The organism is Winogradskyella undariae, assembly GCF_013285155.1.
GTDB lineage: Bacteria > Bacteroidota > Bacteroidia > Flavobacteriales > Flavobacteriaceae > Winogradskyella > Winogradskyella undariae.
The window spans coordinates 137,841-161,909 of the sequence record NZ_JABTEL010000006.1 but is presented as its reverse complement, the minus strand read 5'-3'; the positions used below and the strand labels follow the sequence as shown (position 1 = coordinate 161,909).

At 32.4% G+C, this 24,069-nt stretch carries 15 protein-coding genes; 2 read left to right on the top strand and 13 right to left on the bottom strand.

The features are described 5' to 3' along the window. Positions 1-181: 181 nt before the first annotated feature. The 12 genes from HSX10_RS10370 to bshC form a co-directional block, all read right to left on the bottom strand. Positions 182-1,123, bottom strand: a complete 942-nt coding sequence (locus HSX10_RS10370; RefSeq protein ID WP_173588148.1) for an NAD(P)H-dependent flavin oxidoreductase — start codon at positions 1,121-1,123, stop codon at positions 182-184. Between the two features lies 1 nt (position 1,124). Then, entirely contained in the window at positions 1,125-2,738 is a 1,614-nt protein-coding gene (locus HSX10_RS10365) for a S8 family serine peptidase (RefSeq protein WP_173588147.1), read from the bottom strand. Positions 2,739-2,848: 110 nt separating this feature from the next. Then, on the bottom strand, positions 2,849-4,036 hold the full coding sequence (gene mnmA / locus HSX10_RS10360) for a tRNA 2-thiouridine(34) synthase MnmA (RefSeq protein WP_173588146.1): 1,188 nt from the start codon (positions 4,034-4,036) through the stop codon (positions 2,849-2,851). 257 nt (positions 4,037-4,293) lie between these two features. Beyond that, on the bottom strand, positions 4,294-5,004 hold the full coding sequence (locus HSX10_RS10355) for a toxin-antitoxin system YwqK family antitoxin (protein WP_173588145.1): 711 nt from the start codon (positions 5,002-5,004) through the stop codon (positions 4,294-4,296). Positions 5,005-5,195: 191 nt separating this feature from the next. Then, on the bottom strand, positions 5,196-7,106 hold the full coding sequence (gene yidC, locus HSX10_RS10350) for a membrane protein insertase YidC (RefSeq protein WP_173588144.1): 1,911 nt from the start codon (positions 7,104-7,106) through the stop codon (positions 5,196-5,198). A gap of 132 nt (positions 7,107-7,238) precedes the next feature. Next, positions 7,239-8,855, bottom strand: coding sequence for a CTP synthase (pyrG, locus tag HSX10_RS10345; protein ID WP_173588143.1), 1,617 nt, complete (start codon positions 8,853-8,855; stop codon positions 7,239-7,241). Positions 8,856-9,151: 296 nt separating this feature from the next. After that, complete coding sequence (locus HSX10_RS10340) at positions 9,152-9,385, bottom strand: DUF3820 family protein (RefSeq protein WP_173588142.1); 234 nt, start codon at positions 9,383-9,385, stop codon at positions 9,152-9,154. A gap of 75 nt (positions 9,386-9,460) precedes the next feature. Next, complete coding sequence (locus HSX10_RS10335; RefSeq protein WP_217363259.1) at positions 9,461-10,000, bottom strand: DUF922 domain-containing protein; 540 nt, start codon at positions 9,998-10,000, stop codon at positions 9,461-9,463. A 70-nt stretch (positions 10,001-10,070) separates the two neighbouring features. After that, the gene (locus HSX10_RS10330; RefSeq protein ID WP_173588141.1) at positions 10,071-11,981 is read right to left on the bottom strand and encodes an amino acid ABC transporter substrate-binding protein; all 1,911 of its coding nucleotides are present in this window, start codon (positions 11,979-11,981) and stop codon (positions 10,071-10,073) included. Between the two features lie 98 nt (positions 11,982-12,079). Continuing rightward, positions 12,080-13,615 (bottom strand): glutamine-hydrolyzing GMP synthase, encoded by a 1,536-nt coding sequence (gene guaA, locus HSX10_RS10325; protein WP_173588140.1) that lies wholly within the window; start codon positions 13,613-13,615, stop codon positions 12,080-12,082. 268 nt (positions 13,616-13,883) lie between these two features. Then, on the bottom strand, positions 13,884-15,254 hold the full coding sequence (locus HSX10_RS10320) for a pyridoxal phosphate-dependent decarboxylase family protein (protein ID WP_173588139.1): 1,371 nt from the start codon (positions 15,252-15,254) through the stop codon (positions 13,884-13,886). Positions 15,255-15,257: 3 nt separating this feature from the next. Then, positions 15,258-16,856, bottom strand: a complete 1,599-nt coding sequence (gene bshC / locus HSX10_RS10315; RefSeq protein WP_173588138.1) for a bacillithiol biosynthesis cysteine-adding enzyme BshC — start codon at positions 16,854-16,856, stop codon at positions 15,258-15,260. 114 nt (positions 16,857-16,970) lie between these two features. On the opposite strand from bshC, the gene HSX10_RS10310 reads away from it, so the two are divergent. Both HSX10_RS10310 and HSX10_RS10305 read left to right on the top strand, forming a co-directional pair. After that, a complete protein-coding gene (locus HSX10_RS10310; RefSeq protein WP_173588137.1) occupies positions 16,971-19,451 on the top strand; it encodes a M14 metallopeptidase family protein in 2,481 nt (826 codons plus the stop codon). A gap of 148 nt (positions 19,452-19,599) precedes the next feature. Continuing rightward, positions 19,600-22,440, top strand: coding sequence for a M16 family metallopeptidase (locus HSX10_RS10305; RefSeq protein ID WP_173588136.1), 2,841 nt, complete (start codon positions 19,600-19,602; stop codon positions 22,438-22,440). A gap of 285 nt (positions 22,441-22,725) precedes the next feature. Here the strand turns inward: HSX10_RS10305 and rimO are convergent, their stop codons facing one another. Next, the gene (rimO, locus tag HSX10_RS10300) at positions 22,726-24,030 is read right to left on the bottom strand and encodes a 30S ribosomal protein S12 methylthiotransferase RimO (RefSeq protein ID WP_173588135.1); all 1,305 of its coding nucleotides are present in this window, start codon (positions 24,028-24,030) and stop codon (positions 22,726-22,728) included. Positions 24,031-24,069: the final 39 nt, after the last annotated feature.

Genomic DNA, 24,069 nt, shown 5'->3' with positions numbered 1-24,069 from the left:
TAGCTGAATTTTAGCTGAAGCAAATTTAGCTTTTTTATTAATTGAAGACGATAAATTGAATCGTTTAAAAAATACTTATAGGATGAATTGTCAACTTATAAAAAAAGTACTCATAAATACGAATTCTCACCAATATACAAACACTCTAACTACCACACTAAAAACACTTCACAAGCTTTAATTATAATGAATTTATAGACTGTTTTGCCTCTTCAAATTCAGCTACCATTACTTTTACAATTTCCGCAACAGGTTTCACATCATGGATTAAGCCTGCAATTTGTCCAATTTCAAGTTCTCCATCTTCTAAATCACCTTCAAACATTCCTCTTTTAGATCTTGCTCTGCCCAATAATTCTTTAAGTTGCTCTAGTGTAGGACTCGTTTTATAAAGTTCTTGAACCTCGTTATAGAATTTATTCTTAATTAATCTAACAGGCGCTAATTCTTTCAGCGTTAATTGTGTATCTCCTTCTTTAGCATCCACAACAACTTGTTTAAAGGCTTGATGTGCTGATGATTCTTTACTAGCGACAAATCGGCTTCCCACTTGTACGCCATCTGCACCTAAAACCATACAAGCTAACATGGCTTTTCCTGTAGCTATACCTCCAGCTGCTATTAATGGAATTTCAAGTTGTTCTTTTACCATTGGAATTAAAGTTAGCGTCGTTGTTTCATCCCTTCCGTTATGCCCACCTGCTTCAAAACCTTCTGCAACAATAGCATCCACTCCTGCAGCTTGAGCTTTTAATGCGAATTTCACACTACTCACAACATGTACTACCGTAATTCCTTTGTCTTGTAACCATTTGGTCCAAGTTTTAGGGTTTCCGGCAGATGTAAATACAATTTTCACATCTTCTTCAACAATAATGTCCATAATTTCTTGAACATTTGGATATAGCATTGGTACGTTAACACCAAAAGGTTGATCAGTTGCTGCCTTACATTTTTTAACATGTTCCCTAAAAACATCAGGATACATAGACCCTGCTCCTATTAAACCTAATATTCCTGAATTACTTGCCGCAGAAGCTAATTTCCAACCACTATTCCAAATCATTCCTGCTTGAATAATTGGGTGTTTTATATTGAAAAGTGAAGTGATTCTATTTGCCATATTATTGTTTTATAAATTTGACTGTTGTTGAATTATTACTCGTTAAAAGCTTCATTAAATAGATACCTGAAGCTAAACTTGAAACATTAAATCCATTTGCATTTTTAGTGATAAACTTAGTTAATACAACTTGCCCTAATTGATTATAAACTACAATTTCAACATCATCTATATTTGAAGGGAAGACAATATTTAATTGAGATTCTACAGGATTAGGATAAAATTTAAAATCTTCTGTGTGAACATTTTCAACAGATAAAAACATACTTCTTGCTAAATTTAAATCAGGAATGCCATAGCCTAAAAAATTATCTGGTGTATTATATTGTGATGCAGATTGTCTTACATAACTTTTAACTTCGCTTGGAGAAGCATCAGGGATTGCTTGCCATAATGAAGCAATACCACCACAAACAATAGGCCCACTAAATGATGTTCCGTTATTTTGAACAACACTATTAAATTCATTAATAACAAAAGCATTTCCTGCCCGTGCTACTACATCTGGTTTTTGATACCCAACCTGTGCGTCACTTCCTTGCGAACTAAATGACACATAAACACCATCTTCATCTACTCCTCCTATAGATAATACATCTGGAGAATCTCCAGGCGAACCTACAGTTTGCCAATCTGTAGCTCCAGAATTACCAGCACTTACAACCACTAAAATTCCTTTTTCTGCAGCAATTGATGCCCCTTTAGAAATGTAAGCCGTTTGGCCGTCCATGTCTAATGGTGAATAGCTGTAATTAGCATTATCATAAGTGGTGTATCCTAATGATGTGTTTATCATATCGACGCCTAAACTATCTGCACGTTCTGCAGCTTCTACCCAATAACTTTCTTCTACAGGGTTTTCGCTAGAAGCATCTTCTGTTCTAAATAAATAATAGGAAGCATCTGGTGCTGTACCAACAAAATTATCTTGAACAAAACCAGCCATCGTACTTAACACTTGTGTGCCATGATTACTTGATGTATACTCATAAATTTCTGAAGTTCTATCTACAAAATCATAACCATTAAGCAAACCTCCATTCTCTCTTAAACGTTCAAAAGCTCCCATTGTATTGACATTTGGGAATCCAGAATCCATAACTGCAATTGTAATTCCTTCGCCTGTAAAATCATCTAGATGCAATTGATCTACCGCGATCATTTCTACTTGATTTTGAGTATTTCCGTAAGTAAAAGCTATCGTTTCATCTTCAATATTTATCACTTCTTGCTGATTAGAAGCTCTTGAATCTAAGTCTAAATTATTATCTGCAAAATCTATATAATCTACAAAAGTTAAATTATTTAGAGCATTAACATCAGCTTCAAGTCCCCTAATATGTACCGCATTAAACCATTTAGATTTTGCTAAAACAGTTATTCCTGTTTGAAGTTTTAAATCTGAAATATAAGCTTCATTTACAGGAACATCGCGTTCATCGATTGCTATGTTATGATTCTGTTTTCTGTCGATTGCTTTTTGTGAAAGGATACTAATAGGGTTTGCAATTGAAGCTGAAACATTTGGCTTATCTGTAAAGTAAACCCATGCATCTTCTTGTGCATACGTGCTTGAGACAAAAATTAAAAGTAGTATTGTAAAAATATTTTTCATAGAACTATAAATCTAACAAGTTCTCGATACAATTTTCAACTAAAAAAGTTAAAAATCACTCGAACTGATAATTTCGGTTTAATTCATCAGAAAAATTAATTAAAAGCGAATTAAGAAATAACCCCTGAACCTACCAACTCATCTCCAAGATACCAGGCTACAAACTGCCCTTCTGTAATTGCAGATTGGTTGTTTTCAAACTCTACGTATAATCCTGAAGCCACTTTATGCAAGGTTGCTTTATCTAAAGTTTGTCTATAGCGTATTCTTGCTAATACAGACATTGTTTCACCTTCTTTTAAAGCTAAATCTGTACGCACCCAATGTAATTCTTCATTAGAAACAAATAATACATTTCTATACAAACCTGGATGTTGTTTTCCTTGACCTGTATAAATAACATTCTCGTTAACATCCGTATCAATTACAAACAACGGCTCTACAGTACCACCAACTCCTAAACCTTTACGTTGACCTTTTGTAAAATAATGAGCACCTTGATGTTTACCTACTATTTTTCCGTCTGAAACTGAATATTCTGGTTTTTTAGACAAGAATTCTAATTCTTTTTCTTTAGAATCAAATGTAGGCTTGGGTTGATTATAAATTTTAAATTCAGAATCAATTTCAATAATATTACCTTCTTTCGGTTTTAATTGTTGTTGTAAAAACTCTGGCAATCTTACTTTACCAATAAAACATAAACCTTGAGAATCTTTCTTATCTGCTGTAATTAAATCTTGAGCTTTGGCAATTTCTCTAACCTCTGGTTTTATTAATTCGCCAATAGGGAACAATGCTTTAGCCAACTGCTTTTGTGACAACTGACATAAGAAATAAGATTGATCTTTATTTCCATCTGCTCCTGCCAAAAGTTGATGAATTTCTTCACCATCTTTTTCAATTGTACTTTTTCTGCAATAATGACCTGTCGCAACATAATCTGCCCCTAACTCTAAAGCGATATCCATAAAGACATCAAACTTTATTTCTCTGTTACAAAGTACATCTGGGTTTGGGGTACGTCCTTTTTCGTATTCATCAAACATATAATCTACAATACGCTCCTTGTATTGTTCGCTTAAATCTACCGTTTGAAAAGGAATACCTAGTTTATCGGCCACTAACATAGCGTCGTTACTATCTTCTAACCAAGGACATTCGTCTGAAATAGTCACAGTATCATCATGCCAATTCTTCATAAAAAGACCTATAACTTCATAGCCTTGCTCCTTTAAAAGATAGGCTGCAACGCTAGAATCTACTCCTCCTGAAAGTCCTACAATGACTCTTTTCATATTATTTATACACTTTTTATCTAAACGTTAGTTCGATTGATTTCGATTATTTCTATCGGAATTGTATCGAGAACATTCTTAACTTAAATTACTTCTCGATACAAAATTCATAAAAATGAATTTCACTCGAAGTGACATAACTCTACTAAAGAGAAATGCCGTTCTTAGTTCGAAAAACTTCCGCAAAATTACAAAATAAAAAAGGCAATCCTATTAAGATTGCCATTCTGAAATACTATGAAAGACATAGCTATAATCTATTCTTTTTCTGAAATCACGGTTTGAGTTGTATGATCAATCTCTTTTGTGACTTTTCCATCTGTATAATACTTCCAAATTCCTTTCTTCTGGTTTTTAATATAACTCCCTTCAGAAGTTAAATTACCATCTGCATCATAATATGATGTTTTACCATCTAATTTATCATCTTTATAATAGGTATGTCTCAGCAAATTATTTTGCTCTGAAAACCATTTGGCTTCACCATCTAATTTTCCATTTTTATAATGTGCACTTTCTGCTAAACCACCATTAAGGTAATACACAAAGCGTTCACCTGAAAGTAAACCTTCGTCATTATAATTTTCAACAATCATTTTAGCTGAAGAATTTTTATGATAAAATACCCATTCACCAACAAAACGTTTACCATTCATTTGGCCCTTACTAATTACTTTTTTATTTGAAGCCAAAAATGTGACATTAGCAATACTATCCTTTTCATTAAAAACTTTTACAGCACTCAATACACTTTTACCTGCAGATAAGGTGTAAAACTTAAACGAATCTATTTCCTTACCATGTTTAAAAACTCCTTCATAGCGTTTTTGGTCTGTTTGGTGATAATCTTTAGACCATAAGCCGTGACGCTCACCATTATTATCAATCTGATTTACAGGTATTTGAGCATATACAGATATTGAACATAATATAAAAGTGCAAAGTGTAAAAACGATTGATTTAGTCATTTTATAATTTATTAATTAAGCAAACCTACAAAGGTTTGTTTAATTAACAATCTTAAAACAATTAAAAATATTAAAAATAACTTCAAATTACGTAATGAGTTCTATAAAACAATTAAGCCTCAACACAAAGTGCTAAGGCTTAATTAATATGTTTCAAGATTATTGAAACTTGTAGGTATTAAAAGAAAGAATTATTTTTTCTTTCCTTTTTGTTGTGCCTGTTTTTGTTGCTCAGCTTGCTCCATCATCTCAGCCATTTTTTTCTGAAACTTGTTTTGTTTCTTTGGCTTTGTTTTACTGACTTCAATCTTAGCTAAAACTTTATCTTCATCAATAATGTAATTTTTAATTACTAACATAATTCCGATACTAATTGAGTTCGATATAAAGTAATATAAACTTAAACCAGAAGCATAATTATTAAAGAATACTAACATCATTAATGGTGAGAAGTAAATCATGTACTTCATCATTTTTGCCATATCTGGCATCCCTTCTTGTGTTGGCTGGTTTGCCACTTGCTGACCTGTAGTCATTTTCATGTAAAAGAAAATTGCAACAGCTGCTAATATTGGAAATAAACTAACGTGATCTCCGTATAAAGGAATATGGAATGGTAAATCTAAAACGGAATCGAAAGAACTTAAATCGTCTGCCCAAAGAAAACTTTTTTGTCTTAAATCGAATGCTGTCGGGAAAAACTGAAACAAAGCATAGAATACAGGAATCTGCATTAAACCAGGCAAACAACCACTTAATGGACTCGCTCCAGCTTTACTCTGTATAGCCATTGTTTCTTGTTGAGCTTTTAACTTATTGTCTTTATACTTTTCTCTTACAGCATCTAATTCTGGTTTTAAGATTTTCATCTTAGCCTGAGATAAGAACTGCTTGTACTGTACAAATGATAATAAAATTTTAACCATTATAGTCATCACAATAATAGCAATACCATAAGGTAAATAGCTACTTAAGAATCCAAATAATGGGATAAAAAGCATTTTATTAATCCATCCAAAAATACCCCAACCAAAAGGAATACTTTCTTCTAAATCTTTATCATAGTCTTTTAATATTGTATTTGAAGTTGGACCGTAATACAAACCAAAGTTTTTATTAAGCTCACCTCCACTATATGCCAATGGCATTTTAGTAGTATATAATTTGGTATGTGTTGTATCTATTTCTTCATCTTTAACTAAGTCTAAAGATGTTATAGCAACATCATTAAAACGACTATCGTTAGCCACTAAAATAGTACTAAAGAAATGCTGTCTATAAGACAACCAATCTACATCACTAATTAGGTCATCATCATCTTTGGCTTGTGATAATTTATCAACCTTACCATCATCATGCATGTAAGTTAAACGCGTATAACGATTCTCGTAAGTAATACTTTTAGAATGACGGATACTTTTTTGTTTCCAATCTAAAGTTATAGGCTGAGAGGTATTAAACACACCACTTAAACCTTGAGATCGGATTGAAAAATCAATCATATAATCGTCAGGTTTCAACTCATAACGATATTCTAAGAATGAAGATTCTGATACTTTAAGTTTCATAGAAACTATAGTATTCTCACCATTTTTAGTTACAGTAGGTTCAAAAGGAAAATCTTGAGTATTTAAAGTTCTATTATCAGAAGTTCCAAAAGTAATGTTGAAAGCACTATTTTGATCTTTTACCATATAAACAGGTACAGAATCATAGTCTACAAAATTTCTTAATTTAACCTCAGCAAGATGACCACCTTTATTGTTAAATTTTAATTCGAATACATCTGTAGATACCGTTGTTTGTTTTTCTGAATCAGAAGGTAAACTTAAAGCATATGCAAAAGCACCTACTTTATTTTGGAGTGCTGCTTTTTGAGTAGAATCTAAAGCTTGTGTATTAGAATAATCACTTGAAGTGGTGATTAAGGTTTCTTTTTGGTTACTTTGATTGTTTTCAGCCTCTACTTTTTCTTGCTCTGCTTTTTCTTGTGCTGCAAGTTCTTCAGGAGTGGGTTGATTTTGATACATTATAAATAACAATATACCAAAGATGAGTACAAAACCTATAATAGATTTAACGTCGAATTTCTTTTCTTCCATGTATTTTCAATTTTCGACCTGGCAGTTATTTGTAATAAATTAAATCAGATTATAACTAAACAAGTCTTATAAGGTAACAATTTGGATAACTCAAATAGTTATCCAAATTTTAGTTTGCGACAAAGTGGCACATTATTTTTTCTTACTGTATTTTAAGGCTGCACCTACAAATGCGACAAATAAAGGGTGTGGACTTTTTACCGTACTCTTATATTCTGGATGATACTGTACACCAACAAACCAATCGTTAGCAGGGATTTCTACAATTTCTACTAAACCTGTTTCAGGATTGAAACCTGTAGCTTTCATCCCAGTTTCTTCTAATTTTGCTTTATAATCGTTATTAAGCTCAAAACGGTGTCTGTGCCTTTCTGTAATTAATTCAGAATTATAAACTTTATAAGCTATACTTTCTGTATCTAATTTACAATCCCATGTTCCTAAACGCATGGTTCCTCCTTTATTAACAACACCTTTTTGAGATGCCATTAAATTAATAACAGGATCTGGAGTTTGCTCATCCATTTCTACTGAATTAGCTTTAGGAAGATTTAATACATTTCTAGAATATTCAATAACTGCCATTTGCATTCCTAAGCAAATCCCTAAGAACGGGATGTTATGTTCTCTTACATAACGAACAGCATCAATCTTACCTTCAATTCCACGTTCGCCAAATCCTGGAGCAACTAATACACCATCTAAATGACCTAGCTTAAATTCTATATTACTTTCTGATAAATATTCAGAGTGAATAGGCTCTACATTAACCTTAACTTCGTTTTCAGCACCTGCATGAATAAAAGCCTCTAATATTGATTTATAAGAATCTTGAAGTTCTACATATTTACCAATTAATCCAATAGTAACTTCACTTTTTGGATTTTTATGACGCTTTAAAAATTCATTCCATCTCGTTAAATCTGGAACAGAACTTTTAAGGTTTAATTGATTTAGAACTACTTTATCTAAACCTTCTTCTAACATTAGGTTTGGAACATCATATATAGTAGATGCATCAATAGATTCTATAACAGCTTCTTTTTTCACATTACAAAAACGCGCTAGTTTAGTTTTTAAACTATCGTTAAGTTTATGCTCTGTTCTACAGACCAAAATATCGGCTTGCACACCACTCTCCATCAAAGTTTTAACACTGTGTTGGGTTGGTTTGGTTTTTAATTCACCTGCAGCAGAAAGATAAGGCACTAATGTTAAGTGAATTACACAGGTATTATGTTCTCCTAAATCCCATTCTAATTGTCTAACGGCTTCGATATATGGTAAAGATTCAATATCACCAACGGTTCCTCCGATTTCAGTAATAACAATATCGTAATCACCAGAATTTCCTAAAATTTGGATTCTACGCTTAATTTCATCTGTGATATGAGGAATAACCTGAACTGTTTTTCCTAAAAACTCACCACGTCTTTCTTTATCAATAACGCTTTGGTAAATTCTACCAGTAGTAACGTTGTTGGCTTGAGATGTTGGTACGTTTAAGAAACGTTCGTAATGTCCAAGATCTAAATCAGTTTCGGCTCCATCATCCGTTACGTAGCATTCACCATGCTCGTAGGGATTTAAAGTACCGGGATCGATGTTAATGTATGGATCTAATTTTTGGATGGTTGCTCTGTAACCTTGTGATTGTAGGAGTTTAGCTAGTGATGCAGCTATAATACCTTTTCCTAAGGAAGAAGATACGCCTCCGGTTACAAAAATATACTTCGGGTTTGTGGTCATGATACGTTATTAAACGCAGGCAAAATTACGAAATTTAATGAGTTATTCTCTATTTGTTTATGGTTTGTTGATATGTTATTATTTACATCTATTAACATCGCTAAAAAACCGGCTTAAACAATAGCTTTCAAATGTTTAAGAATAAAAACAAATATTCTTTTAGTGCTTCTAAACAAGACTCTTTTACTTTAATACCTAAATGATATTACAACTTGTATTTATTTGAAGGAATATATACCGTAATTTGAATTAAAAAAACAACTCAAAAAAAATTAATAAGTAGAAAAAAGAGCGTGTTAGGATTGCTTTTTAAAATCTCTACGAATCGTATAAATTAATTCTTCTAATCCATTAATTTTAATTTCGCACATCTGTGCCATCATACGTCCTAGTTTACCTTCTGGAAATCCTTTTTGTTGATACCAAATATAATAAGGTTCAGGAATATCTATTAAATATTGATTTTTGTATTTACCAAAAGGCATTTTGTAGTGTGCCAGTTCAATTAAAACTGTTCCGTCTAATTCCATTTTAATTGAAATTTAGTTTAGATAAAAAAGGTTAAGGTGTTGTGTATTGATAATAACAATAAGTCGTTTAATCTCTTAAATTGATTTAAACGCCTCTAATTTATCAAGTTCTTTTTGAATGTTTGTATTCCATTCTTTTTGCATTTTAACATTCAATGAGTGATTGGTTTGCATATCGTATCGTTGTTGAGTTTCATTCAACTCTTCATTAATAGCTGCATGCAATCTTTTCATCTGTGCTTTTACATTCTTATTAACTTCTAATTTTGCTAATTTTTGCCTAAACTGACGTGCATAGAGTTCTGTAATATCAAAATGTAATTGCTCATGATTTAAAATGTAAGTATTACTCTTATCTTTTAAATACCATGATTTATTTGGATAAAAATGGGTAAAAACTGTTGTAGAAAAATCTACAATTTTTTTCTCTGAAGTTTTAACCGAAAAACCAAAAGTTATACCTGAAGCTGTTAATGCAACGGCATCAGATTCTGAATCTGGAGTTCCTTTAAAGTCTGCCCAAGTTAATTTAACATCTTCATTCCATGTTAAAGATTCTTCACTTGTAGCACTTCCTATAAAAAGAAAGCTTAATAAAAAGATAAGTGTTTTCAATTTTTGTTTTTCAATAGTAGAACTAATACAAATGGACTAAAAACGTTATAAAACGCATAAATATTCCTTATTATTTTGCTTCTACAATTCTAAGGTTATCATACTTTACAATATAAACAGCTTGATTTATATAACCTCCAAATAAGGTTTTAGTATATCTAAATTTATTCTCTACATATTCTGTTTCAACAGTATCTGAAGATGCTTCATATAAATTTTCTGCAGATGCTAAACGCATTAATAAATCTAAAGTAATATCAAAACCACGTGCTACATATTTACTAGGCGACACTCCATATTCTTTTCTATATTTCTCTACAAAACCATTAGATTTAGTTTCGTCAAAATCTTTATGTATTGAAGCATAATGAAACTTAAGGTTAGATAAATTATTATTATCAACATCCTTACCTTCAAAAGCTTTCCCTTTATTTAGCGTTGTAAGTACAATTTCTGTTTGCTTATTTACAAATCCATTAAGCATACTAATTACACTTGTAGAAAAAGAATAATTATCGGTTTCTAGAAAAACAATTGTTTTTCCTGGGGAGAAAACAGGTTCTAATTCTGCATGATAAACAAAAAATCCATCTTTAGATTTATGTTTTTTATCATATCTAGAAAAAATAAGTTTAGAGTTAGGAAACATTTTTTGTAAAGATTCACTACTCTCTCTGTGCTCATGATCTGAAATAATAACCACCTTAGTTTTTAAACTATCTGCTTTTACAAAATCGATCATTGCTTTACGCAACAGTTTATCTTCCGGCAAAGTTTGAAACACATTACTTAAAATATCTTTAGGCTTAATCATCGATGCAATAACAGGAACATTATCTCCTTTTAATGCCATTGCTACACGACTAAAACTCTCATCTTGCATTGGTCCGATAATAGCATCGTAATCTGAAAAATCATTTTCGGCTAATATATTTCCTGTTTCTGCAATATGATAACGTGTATCAAAAACCTTTAAATCTGTAGAAATCCCTAATTGTTTAGCAGAATCTAAAGCCATCATTACACCAACATGAAAATCTAAAACAGTAGATAATAATCTATTGTCTTTCATCATATTTTTTGTTTCTGCTACAGCATCTACATCAATTCTATCAAGACGATAAGGCATCATTAACGCAATTTTTTTAGTTTTAAAATTGCTTAAAATCCCTTTTAAATTTGTAGTTTCTACAGTATCTAATGCACTTAGTGTATCTACAGCTTCTGGCACTTTTAACACCATACCTGCTTTTAAACCTGTTTCTTTTAATTCTGGGTTTAATGTTTCTAGCTGTTCTTGAGTTAGATTCAACTTCACCTTTAATCTATAAAACCCTTCTTTAGGTAATACTTCATAATACCCAAATGTTGATTCTATTTCCTTTTCTTCTTGATCGTGAATATTAGGAACATTTAACTCATCACCAGGTTGAATAGTTTCATTCATAGAGGGATTTAAAGCCTCTAAATCTGCAACAGAAATACCAAACTTATAAGCTATTCTCCATTTTCCTTCTTTAGCTTGAACTGTATATTTTTTTACAGTATTATTTAAAGTTTGCTTAGATGCAACCGTTTTATAACGAGGAATTCTAAGTTTATCTCCTTTTTTAAGATTTTCAGAATATAAAAAACGATTTGCTTTTTTTATTTCATCTTCAGAAATACTATATTGCTTAGACAAGCCATATAATGTTTCTTTTCTTTTGACTTTATGCGTTTTATAACCTGTTAACTCCTTACTATCTTCCATAATAGCATCATTCTTAATTTTAGAATTAGGAATAATTAATACAGAATTAGGTTGAAACTTACGTTGCGCATCTGGATTTAAAGCATAAATATCGAAAGGCGTTACTAAATAGGCCTTAGCGATACTTTCTATAGTTTCTCCTGGCTTTACAGTATGCTCAATATATTTTTGTTGCGCACTGAGGCCAATTGAAAATGCAATTAATAGGATGGCTAAAATATTTTTCATAAAATCTTATTTATACCTACAAGGTTTTATAAAACCTCGTAGGATTTTTTTATGTTAAGTCTAATATTAATGACTGTGACTAAACACTATTACTCTTTTTATTCCCACTCAATAGTAGCAGGTGGCTTAGAACTGATATCGTATACTACTCTATTGACACCTTTTACTTTATTGATAATTTCATTTGATGTTTTCTGTAAAAACTCATAAGGTAAATTTACCCAATCAGCCGTCATTCCATCCGTACTTTCTACAGCTCTTAGAGCAACACATTTTTCGTAAGTACGCTCATCTCCCATTACACCAACACTATTAACGGGTAATAACATTGCTCCTGCTTGCCACACCTTGTCATATAAATTCCAAGTGCGTAGGTTATTAATAAAAATAGCATCTACTTCTTGTAATATACGCACCTTTTCTTCTGTTAGATCTCCAAGAATACGAATCGCTAACCCTGGTCCCGGAAAAGGATGACGGCCAAGTAAATGTTTATCCATATTCATAGAAGCACCAACACGTCTCACTTCATCTTTAAATAAAGCTTTAAGCGGCTCTACCACTTTTAATTTCATAAAATCTGGCAATCCACCAACATTATGGTGACTCTTTATCGTTGCACTTGGCCCACCTGTTGCCGAAACACTTTCTATAACATCAGGGTAAATTGTTCCTTGCGCTAACCATTTTACATCTTGAATTAAATGCGCTTCATCATCAAAAACTTCAATGAACACACGACCAATAGCTTTTCTTTTTAGCTCTGGATCGCTTAATCCCTTTAAGGCATCCAAAAAGCGTGCCGAAGCATCTACGCCTTTAACATTAAGTCCCATACCTTCGTATTGTTTTAATACATCTACGAATTCATTTTTTCTTAATAAACCATTGTTTACAAAAACACAATAAAGGTTTTTACCAATTGCTTTATGTAATAACATAGCTGCTACTGAAGAATCTACACCTCCAGATAAACCAAGGACAACTTTATCATTTCCTAATTGTTCCTTTAATCCATCAACGGTTTCTTCGACAAAAGATTGTGGTGTCCAGTCTTGTTCAACTTTTGCAATCTTAACTAAAAAGTTATTTAAAAGTTGATAACCATCTGTAGAATGGTAAACTTCTGGGTGAAACTGAATAGCATAGGTGTCTTCACCTTCAATTCTGTATGCTGCATTTTTTACATCACCAGTACTAGCCAATAAAACACCACCTGTTGGTAACTGCTTTATGGTATCACTATGGCTCATCCAAACTTGGCTGCCTTCATGTATATTTTCAAAGAAAGCTTCATCAGTTTTAATAAAACTTAAGTTCGCTCTTCCGTATTCACGCGTATTAGATTCTGCAACTTCTCCACCAGAGAAATGTGCTAAATATTGCGCTCCATAACAAACGGCAAGCATTGGTTTTTTTCCTCTAATGTTTTCTAATTCTGGATGAAGCACAGCTTCTCCTCTTACGGAATTAGGGCTACCAGATAAAATAACAGCTTTAAAACTATCTGAATCTGAAGGAATTTTATTGAATGGGTGAATTTCGCAATAGATGTTTAATTCTCTAACGCGACGCGCAATAAGCTGTGTGTATTGCGATCCGAAATCTAGTATAAGTACTTTGTTGTGTTGCATGCGCAAAAATAAGGATTGATTTTGAAATTTTCGATTTAGGAATTATATAAATTTTAAAAAATATTAAATCATTAAAAAACAATGTTTTAAATAATTTATTTTGAAACAAAACGACAAATATTTAACTTCATAAATACTATTACTAATAAAGATACATGAAGATTTATCCTTCAAGTATTCTAACTTCTGTTATATTCTTAAAAACACTAAAACGGTTATTAGTCTTTTTGCACCAATAACCGCTTTAGAAAATAGAATCTTAAATGTCCTATTCCATAGTTCCTAAGATCATTTCTATATCTTTTTCTGTAGTATCTGGATTGATAAAACAAAAACGAGAACAAGTTTCATAAGTATCACCATTTTTCCACTTGGTTGGTGTAACTAAAGCGAATCCTTTTTCATGGTTTTCGTAAGTCCAATGTGTATAATCTTCCGGCTCCCATCCTATTCTACGATATAAAACACAAGACAAACTTGGTTCTCTTACCAATTCTAAATCAGGATGTGCTTCTATTAAGCGTCCTGCAATTTGCGCCAATTCTAAACCACGTTCTACCGCTTCTTTATAACGATCTGTTCCGTGTGTTGCTAAAGAAAACCATAAAGGCAACCCTCTAACACGTCTGGTTAATTGAATTTGATAATCTGTTGGATTAAATCCGTGAGCACCTTCATCTTTAAAAATATCTAAATATGAGCCTTGTTGAGAATGCGCATTTTTAGCTAACTCCATATTTTTATAAAGTACAGCACCACAATCGTAAGGAGAAAACATCCATTTATGTGGATCTATTGTAATACTATCTGCTCTTTCTATGCCTTTAAATAAATGACGAACAGAGTCGGCTACTAAAGCTCCTCCTCCATAAGCTGCATCGATATGAAACCATAAATTATGCTCTTCACAAACATCTGCAATACCAGATAAATCATCAATAACACCTGCATTTGTTGTTCCACCAGTACCTACAACGGCAAATAAACATTTACGTTGGTGATCTGTTAAACTTGCTATTTTTTCTTTTAATGCCTCGCCTGTTAAATGCTCTTCAGAATCTACTAAAAGAATATCTACATCTGCAACTTTTGCCATTGCTTTTACAGAAGAATGCGCTCCCATAGACGTAATAATTAATCCTTTTTCACGATTAAATTCTGGGTTTTCTCTCCAATGCTCTCTTGCTGTAACAATAGCAGATAAATTAGCTGCTGTTCCTCCACTTGTAAACACTCCAAAAGCGCCTTCTGGCATTCCTGTTAAAGAAACAATCCAGCTCATAGCTTCATTCTCACAAAAAATACCACCTGCACCTTCCATCCAATATGCGCCATGAATACTTGATGCCGCCGTAATTAAATCGAACATAATGGCTGCTTTTGTAGGAGCTGCTGGCACAAATGCTAAATTACGAGGATGATCTACCGGTACATTTGCCTTTGATAAATGCTCTTTCCATAAATTAAAAGCATATTCTCCTCCAACACCTTTTTCAGTTACCGTATCTCCAACTAAAGCTTTTAAATCTTCATACTTTTTAGGTTTTCCTATTTGATGTTCTGTAGCTGAAACTCTTCCGATGACATATTTCATGACATCTAAAGTCATTTCAATAAGATCAATATCAATGTGATGCATTAATTATTTTAAATTTAATATTAAAAATTCGCCTTTAAGTGGCTCTAAGGTTTTGGTTAATTCTGTAATTAATTGGTCGCCATACTCTAAATACAATTCTGAAAAATTAGTATTTCGTTCTTGTAAACTTTGACCAGGAAATAATTGGTCTTGCAAATCTGTACAGCGTTCTATCTGATCTGCAAGCTTTCTTTTCTGGGCTTTTAACAAACGTTTTTCTAAATGTTTTAAACCCTTTATTTGTTTTACTTCTTGAGATTTTACAGCACCAACAAAAGATGCATCGGTTTGTTCTGCTAAATCGAAAAGATGCTTAAACTGTGTTTCTAAATGTTTAATTTGCTCTGTAAAGTCAATATCTATATTAGAAATCTTTCGGACTTTCTTATTAATAAAAGAGTGACGGTCTAAAAACAAATCGTGATTAGAGATCTTTAAATTCTCTAATTTAATGGATTGTTTTTCTGATTTTACTAAAGCTGAATTTCTTAGTAGTAACATTGGAAACGTTACATTTTGAACTTCAAAATTAGCTTTTAATTGCAACCAATAAATCATCTCTCCACCACCACCAATGTAACAAAGGTTCGGTAAAATAACCTCTTGATATAACGGTCGCATAATTACATTTGGCGAGAAACGCTCTGGAAATTCATCAAGATGATTTAACAGTTCGCTTTGACTCCATGATATTTCTGATTCTAAAACAGAAAAGACACCGTCTTTTTCTACAATGCGTTCTCTTAATCCGTCTTTAATATAGAACAGATTAATTTCTCTTGGATTCACTTGAATTGTCAATTCTAAATCTTCCAATTTTTTATTCGTCTCGGAAACGTTCTTAAAAGCCGTTTGCTCTAATAATTCCGACTTCATCTGTGGAATAAACAAACGTTTTAAATCTTTATCATCAGCATCTAAAATTACCAATCCTTGGTCGCTAAATAATTCGTTTGCTAAATACCGTGTCGCATCTGCTAAATTATCGTGATTAAGATACGCTTCTTTAAACCATGTTTTTAATTGCTCTGCGTTTTTTCCTGCTCCAAATTCTGAAGAAATGACATCAAAAACATCTTCTAAACCTTTTGTATTAAAATGACCAACAGCTCCGGTTTGCCCAGAGTTCCATTGTATTTTTTTACCTTTAAAGTTGAAGTAATTGATTTCTTCAAAATCGTGATCTTCAGAAGCCATCCAATATATAGGTACAAAATTATATTTTGGGTAGGTTGCTTTTAATTCCTTTGTAAGGTTGATTGTTGAAATTATCTTGTACAGAAAATAAAGTGGTCCTGTAAATAAATTTAACTGATGTCCTGTAGTAATTGTAAAGGTATTTTCAGCTGTTAAGCTTTCAATATTTTCAGCCGTTAATTCTGATGTTTGAATATTCTTATATTGCTTTTTTAAGCTTTCAACTAAAACAGTTCTTGACTGCGCTTTAACTGACAATTGTTTTTCTTCAATTTGAGCTTCAAAATTCTCTAGTTTTGGAAAGCGATGATAAAAGTCTTTTAATTCAGGTTTCTGATCTAAATAATCACATATAAAGTCTGAAAAATAATGGGTTTCCCTAAACGGAATACAGTCGGTTGGCATACAAATTATTTATTAGGGCATAAATATACTGCTCTTCTATTTTTTAACTGCTAATTTTTAGTTAATTCAGCTGAGCAATGTATATTTACTAGCTTCTAATTAAATATATGTTCAATGCAAAAATTTGTTACTACACTTATTGTAATTTTTAGCTTACAAGCCACACTAATAGCACAAACCCTTGAATCCCCAAGTGAATTTTTAGGTTATGCTATTGGCACACAATTCAGTCGAAATCATCAAGTTATTGATTATTTTAAATCCGTTGCCAAAGCACTTCCAAATGAAGTAAAACTAGGACAATATGGTTTAACAAATGAACGAAGAGGTTTGTATTTAGCTTATGTTTCTAGTGAAGAAAACATTAAAAACTTAGAAACTATCCGTGAAAATAATTTAAAAAACACGGGTTTATTAGTCGGAACACCAACAGAAACAGATATTGCTATCGTTTGGTTAAGTTATAATGTACACGGTAATGAAGCTTCGAGTTCTGAAGCGGCAATGCAAACCTTATACACGTTACTCTCTGAGCATAAAGATTTATTAAAAAATACGGTTGTTATTATTGATCCTTCGGTCAACCCTGATGGTCGTGATCGTTATGTAAATTGGTATAACGAAACAGCCAATCAGCCTTACAATATTGATGCACAAGGAAGCGAGCATAACGAACCTTGGCCTGGCGGACGACCAAATCACTACCTTTTTGATTTAAATAGAGACTGGGTTTGGGCTACACAAGTAGAAACACAACAACGTTTAGAGGTTTATAATAGATGGATGCCGCATGTACATGTCGATTTTCATGAACAAGGTATTAATGAACCTTATTACTTTGCACCTGCAGCAGAACCTTTTCATGAAATTATTACCGATTGGCAACGTGATTTCCAAACTGAAATAGGACAAAATCATGCTAAATATTTTGATAAAGAAGGTTGGTTATTTTTCACAAGAGAACGTTTCGATTTATTTTACCCTAGCTACGGTGACACTTACCCAACTTATATGGGAGCGATGGGAATGACTTATGAACAAGGGGGACATGGACGCGCTGGATTAGGAATTTTGAATGATGAAGGTCACGTTTTAACTTTAATAGAACGTTTAACTCACCATACTACTACAGGGATTTCAACAATTGAAATGGCTTCAAAAAATGCTAAAAAATTAAATACTGAATTTGGAAAATTCTTTAATAATTCTGATTTAAAATATAAGAGTTACGTTGTTAAAGGAAATGCAGACAAATTAAATAGCCTAAAAGCACTTTTAGTTAAGCATCAAATTAATTTCGAAAACCCTACCGTTTCTAAAGTATCGGGATATGATTACAGCACAGGGAAACAAGGAAAAATGAATGTGAACGCTGCTGCTTTAGTAGTACACAGTGATCAACCCAAAGGTAAAATGGTAAAGGTATTGTTTGAACCAAATGCCAAACTTTCAGATTCTTTAACCTATGATATCACAGCTTGGTCATTACCTTATGCCTATGGATTAGATGCTATTGCAAGCACTTCTAAAATTCAAAGTGGGATAATTTCATCTCGAAAAGCACTTCAAGTCTTAAATGATGCTTATGGTTATGTTAGTAAATGGGATTCTATGGATGATGCTCAGTTTTTAGCTGAATTATTAAAAAATGATTTTAAAGTTCGGTTTACAGAAAAACCATTTACTTCAAAGGACACAAAATTTGAGAGTGGTTCATTAATCATCACAAAAGGAGACAATAAGCATATTAAAAACTTCGTTGAAAAATTAAATACTATTGCGCAAGCACAAGTACAACCATTAACGGAAATCAACTCTGGGTTTTCTCAAACAACACCAGATATTGGATCGCCAGATATTAAGTTAATCAATAAGCAAAAAGTTGCTGTACTTTCCGGTGAAGGCACATCGTCTTTAAATTACGGTGCTATATGGCATTTCTTTGAGCAACAACTACACTATCCATTAACTTCTATAAACACAGACGATTTAGGTAAAACTAATTTAGATAAATACAATGTATTAATCATTCCGAATGGAAATTACAGACAAGTTATCGATGAGAAGATCATGGAAAAACTAAAAGACTGGGTACATTCTGGCGGAAAAGTTATTGCCATTGATGGTGCTTTACGAAGTTTTGCAGGTAAAGATGGTTTCAGCTTAAATTATAAAGATTCAGAAACCGACGAAAAGAAAGCTAACTTAACCTCTTATGCCGATCGTGAACGTGAATACAGTAATCATTTAATTACAGGCGCTATTTTTAATACAAAAATAGACAACACACATCCTATGGGATTTGGTTATCCTGATCATTATTTTACGTTAAAACAAGGACGTAGCACCTATAGCTTATTAGAAAATGGTTATAATGTCGCTTACCTAAATGATACCAAAGTATACTCTGGTTTTGCAGGTCAAAATGCTTTGAAAAACTTAGATCAAACGCTTATTTTTGGTGAAGAACCTATAGGAAGCGGTAGTTTTATTTACATGGTAGATGACACACTATTTAGAAGTTTTTGGGAAAATGGAAAACTGTTTTTTGTGAATTCTATTTTTATGGTGAATAACAATGCTTATGAATTATAAATACAGTAATTCTAATAAAATTAAAATATTTAAAAGTTCTCGATACGATTTTCAGAAAAAGAAAATCACTCGAACTGACAGTTAAAAACAAGTATCCAATACCATAGAACTTAACACAATATAAAACAACACTTTAAACACATTATATATGAAACATGCTAAATCAACACTTCTAATTTTATTAATACTTTTCACCGTTTGGTCTTGTAAAGAAAACGAGGAAAAAACAGAACCACAAGTAGAACAGGAAGCACAAGAATTTAAAGTCGATTATGAAAAATTCACTTTAGATAATGGCCTACAAGTCATTCTTCATGTTGACAAATCAGATCCTGTAGCCGCTGTAGCCTTAACAGCACATGTAGGTTCTGCACGTGAAAAAGCAGGAAGAACAGGTTTTGCTCATTTATTTGAACATTTACTATTCTTAGAATCTGAAAATCTTGGCAAAGGTGGTTTAGACCAAATGAGTGCTCGTATTGGTGGCTCTGGTGCTAACGGATCTACAAGTAGAGATCGCACCAATTATTTTCAAACCGTACCCAAAGATGCCTTAGAAAAAATGATTTGGGCAGAAGCAGATAAATTGGGTTACTTTATTAATACTGTAACAGACCCTGTTTTAGCAAAAGAAAAACAAGTGGTTAAAAACGAAAAACGTCAGCGTGTAGACAATCAACCTTATGGTTTTAATTCTAGTGTTATAAATAGTAATTTATACCCTGAAGGTCACCCTTACAGTTGGGAAGTTATTGGATCTTTAGAAGATTTACAAAATGCCACTTTAGAAGATGTTAAGGAGTTTTACAAACGTTGGTATGTACCAAATAACGTCACTTTAACCATTGCAGGAGATATTGATATTGCACAAACGAAAACTTGGGTAAAAAAGTATTTTGATGAAATCCCAAAAGGTGAAGACATCCTTGAGGTAAAAAAACAACCTGTAACTTTAACAGCGACAAAACAATTATACTACGAAGATAATTTTGCACGCTTACCAAGGTTAACAATGGCTTGGCCAGGGGTACCGGAATACGATAAGGATTCTTATGCCCTAAGTGTCCTGACAGATTATTTATCTAATGGAAAAAAAGCACCATTAAATAAAGTCTTAGTTGAAAAAGAAAAGCTTACCGATAATATACAATTTTATCAAAACAATGCTGAAATTGCTGGACAATTAATGCTGAGCGTTACTGCTTTTAATGCTACTCATTTAGATACTGTAGCTGCAGCGATAAAAGAAGGTTTAAAAGATTTTGAAACTCATGGTATTTCTGAAGCTGACTTAAATAGAATTAAAGCAGGACAAGAAACTGATTTTTACAGAGGACTCTCTAGTGTTTTAGGCAAAGGATTTCAGTTAGCTCAATATGAAATTTTTGCAGGTGATCCTGGTTTTATTAATCAAGATGTGCAACACATTTTAGCTGTAACCCCTGAAGATGTAATGCGTGTTTATAACACTTACATTAAAGGAAAGAATTTTATAGCAACGAGTATTGTACCTAAAGGACAAGGTAACCTAATTTTAGAAAATTCTGAATTAGCAAATATCGTTGAAGAAGAAATTATAGAAGGTGCTGAAGCTACTTTTGATGCTAGTATTGCGGCAGATTATGAAAAAACACCAAGTAGTTTTGATCGCTCTATAGAACCTGATTATGGAGAAAGTCCGGATTTAATAATTCCTAAAGTTTGGAAACAAGATTTAGCTTCTGGAATTAAAGTTTTCGGTATCGAAAATACAGAAGTTCCTTTAGTAGAATTTGAACTTGAAATAAAAGGAGGTTTACTGTTAGAACACATCGAAAAGGTTGGGGTTTCTAATCTTATGGCTAGATTGATGAGCAAGGGTACAAAAAACAAAACACCCGAAGCTTTAGAAAATGCTATTGAAAGTTTAGGTGCTCAAGTTTATAGTTACGCTACTGAAAATAGTGTTACTATCGCTGGGACTACTTTAGCCAAACATTTTGATGCCACTATGGACTTAGTAACGGAAATGTTATTAGAACCACGTTGGGATGAGGACGAATTTAATTTATTAAAACAAAGTACGATTAGTAGTATTCAACGTCAAAAAGCAAATCCTAATAGTATTGTATCTCATGAATTTGCTAAACAATTATATGGCAAAGACAATATTTTAGCTTACAATAATAATGGTACAGAAACATCTGTAAACTCTATTACCATAGCAGATTTACAAAACTTCTACTCCGAAAAGTTAACGCCTCAATTGACAAACTTTCATGTGGTAGGTTCTATTTCAGAAACAGAAGTTGTTAATGCGTTACAAGCCATTAATAAAAATTGGGAATCAAAAGTTGTAACGATTCCAAAATTGCCTGAAGCAAAGTTTCCAGAAACTTCTAAAGTTTATTTTTATGATGTTCCTGGTGCTAAACAATCCGTTATAAAATTTGGTTACCCTTCACTAAAAGCTACTGACGCAGATTATTATGCTGCTTCTGTTATGAATTACCGCTTAGGAGGTGGTAGTTTTGCATCGCAATTAACACAAGAATTACGAGAAGGAAAAGGTTACACCTATGGTATTCGTTCTAGATTTGATGGCGATGCTTATAAAGGAGAATTCTCTATTAATAGTGGCGTACGTACAAACGTAACTTATGAATCTGCTGCTTTAGTAAAAGAAATTTTAGCAAATTATGGGACTAATTATACTGAAGATGATTTAGAAATCACAAAAGGATACACTCTAAAAAGTAGTGCTCGTGCTTTTGAAACGTTAGATGCTAAATTAAGTATGCTAAGTAATATTAGCAATTTGGGTTATGCTGATGATTATGCTAAACAACGTGAAACTATTGTAAAAGACTTAAGCGTTGCTGATGTGCAAGCCTTGGTTAAAAAGTACATTACACCAAATAAAATGATTTATATAATTGTTGGTGATGCCAAAACACAATTAAGCAAGTTAAAGGCTTTAGGTTTTGGTGATGCTATATTACTTAATTAAGGAAGCTGAAATAAAACAAAAAATAGCATAGATAAAAGCATGTTAGCTCTATTGGTATATAGAATTAACATGCTTTTTTATTTTTATAAATTGACTCTCAATGAAAATTCATTTTAAGAACAATAAATCAGTTACATACAAAATAAAAGCTGATATACTAAACAAGCTATAACAAGACAAGCGAATAGCATTAATACTCTTATTTGATTTCTTTTAATAGTACTCATAATAACAATCAATTTGATATTAATAAGACACTAATATTAATGTAAAGTCACATCATTATTAACTTAAAACTTCACCATATAGATCAAAGTCCTCAGCTTCAATGACTTTAATCGTTGCAAATTCACCTGTTTTTAAATACGTACTTGTTGCATCAATTAAAACTTCATTATCTACATCTGGAGAATCATATTCCGTTCTTCCAACAAAGTAATTTCCTTCTTTTCTATCGATAACCACTTTAAACTCTTTTCCTATTTTTGCTTGGTTCAATTCCCAAGAAATCTGAGATTGAATTTCCATAATTTCATTAACACGTTCCATTTTCACTTCTTCAGGAACATCATCTTCTAAATTAAAAGCATGTGTGTTTTCTTCATGAGAATACGTAAAACAACCTAAACGCTCAAAACGCATTTCCTTTACCCAATCTCTAAGCAATTCGAAATCGGCTTGCGTTTCACCAGGATAACCAACAATTAATGTGGTTCTAATAGTCATTTCAGGAACTTTAGCTCTAAAATCCTTTAATAACTTGGTTGTTTTAGCTTCTGTAGTTCCACGACGCATACTCTTTAAAATAGCATCTGAAATATGTTGCAATGGGATATCTAAATAATTACAAACCTTTGGCTCACGCTTCATCACATCTAACACATCCATTGGGAACCCTGTAGGAAATGCATAATGTAAACGAATCCACTCAATACCTTCAACTTTAACCAAGTTTTCAAGTAATTCTGCAAGATTTCTTTTCTTATAGATATCTAAGCCATAATATGTTAAATCTTGAGCAATAAGAATCAGTTCTTTAACACCATTTGCGGCTAACTTTTCTGCTTCAATCACTAAGTTTTCAATAGGCGTACTTTTATGCTTACCTCTCATTAACGGAATAGCACAAAAACTACAAGGTCTATCACAACCTTCTGCAATTTTTAAGTAAGCATAATTTTTTGGTGTCGTTGTTAAACGTTCTCCAATTAATTCATGCTTATAATCTGCACCAAGAGCTTTAAGTAAGCCAGGCAATTCTGTAGTACCAAAATACTGATCTACATTAGGGATTTCTTTCTCCAAGTCTGGCTTATAACGTTCACTTAAACAACCGGTTACAAAAACCTTATCTACTTCTCCATCTTCTTTTTTCTGCATGTACTCCAAAATGGTGTTCACACTTTCCTCCTTAGCATTATTTATAAATCCACAAGTATTTATAACAACAACATTACCCTCTTCTTCATGTACAACGTCTTTACCGCTTGCTTTTAATTGTCCCATCAACACTTCGCTGTCGTAAACATTTTTACTACAACCTAATGTTATAACGTTGATTTTGTTCTTTTTAATGGTTTTTGTTCTCATGCTTTTTATAAATCAGTTGGCAAAGATACGTAATGATTT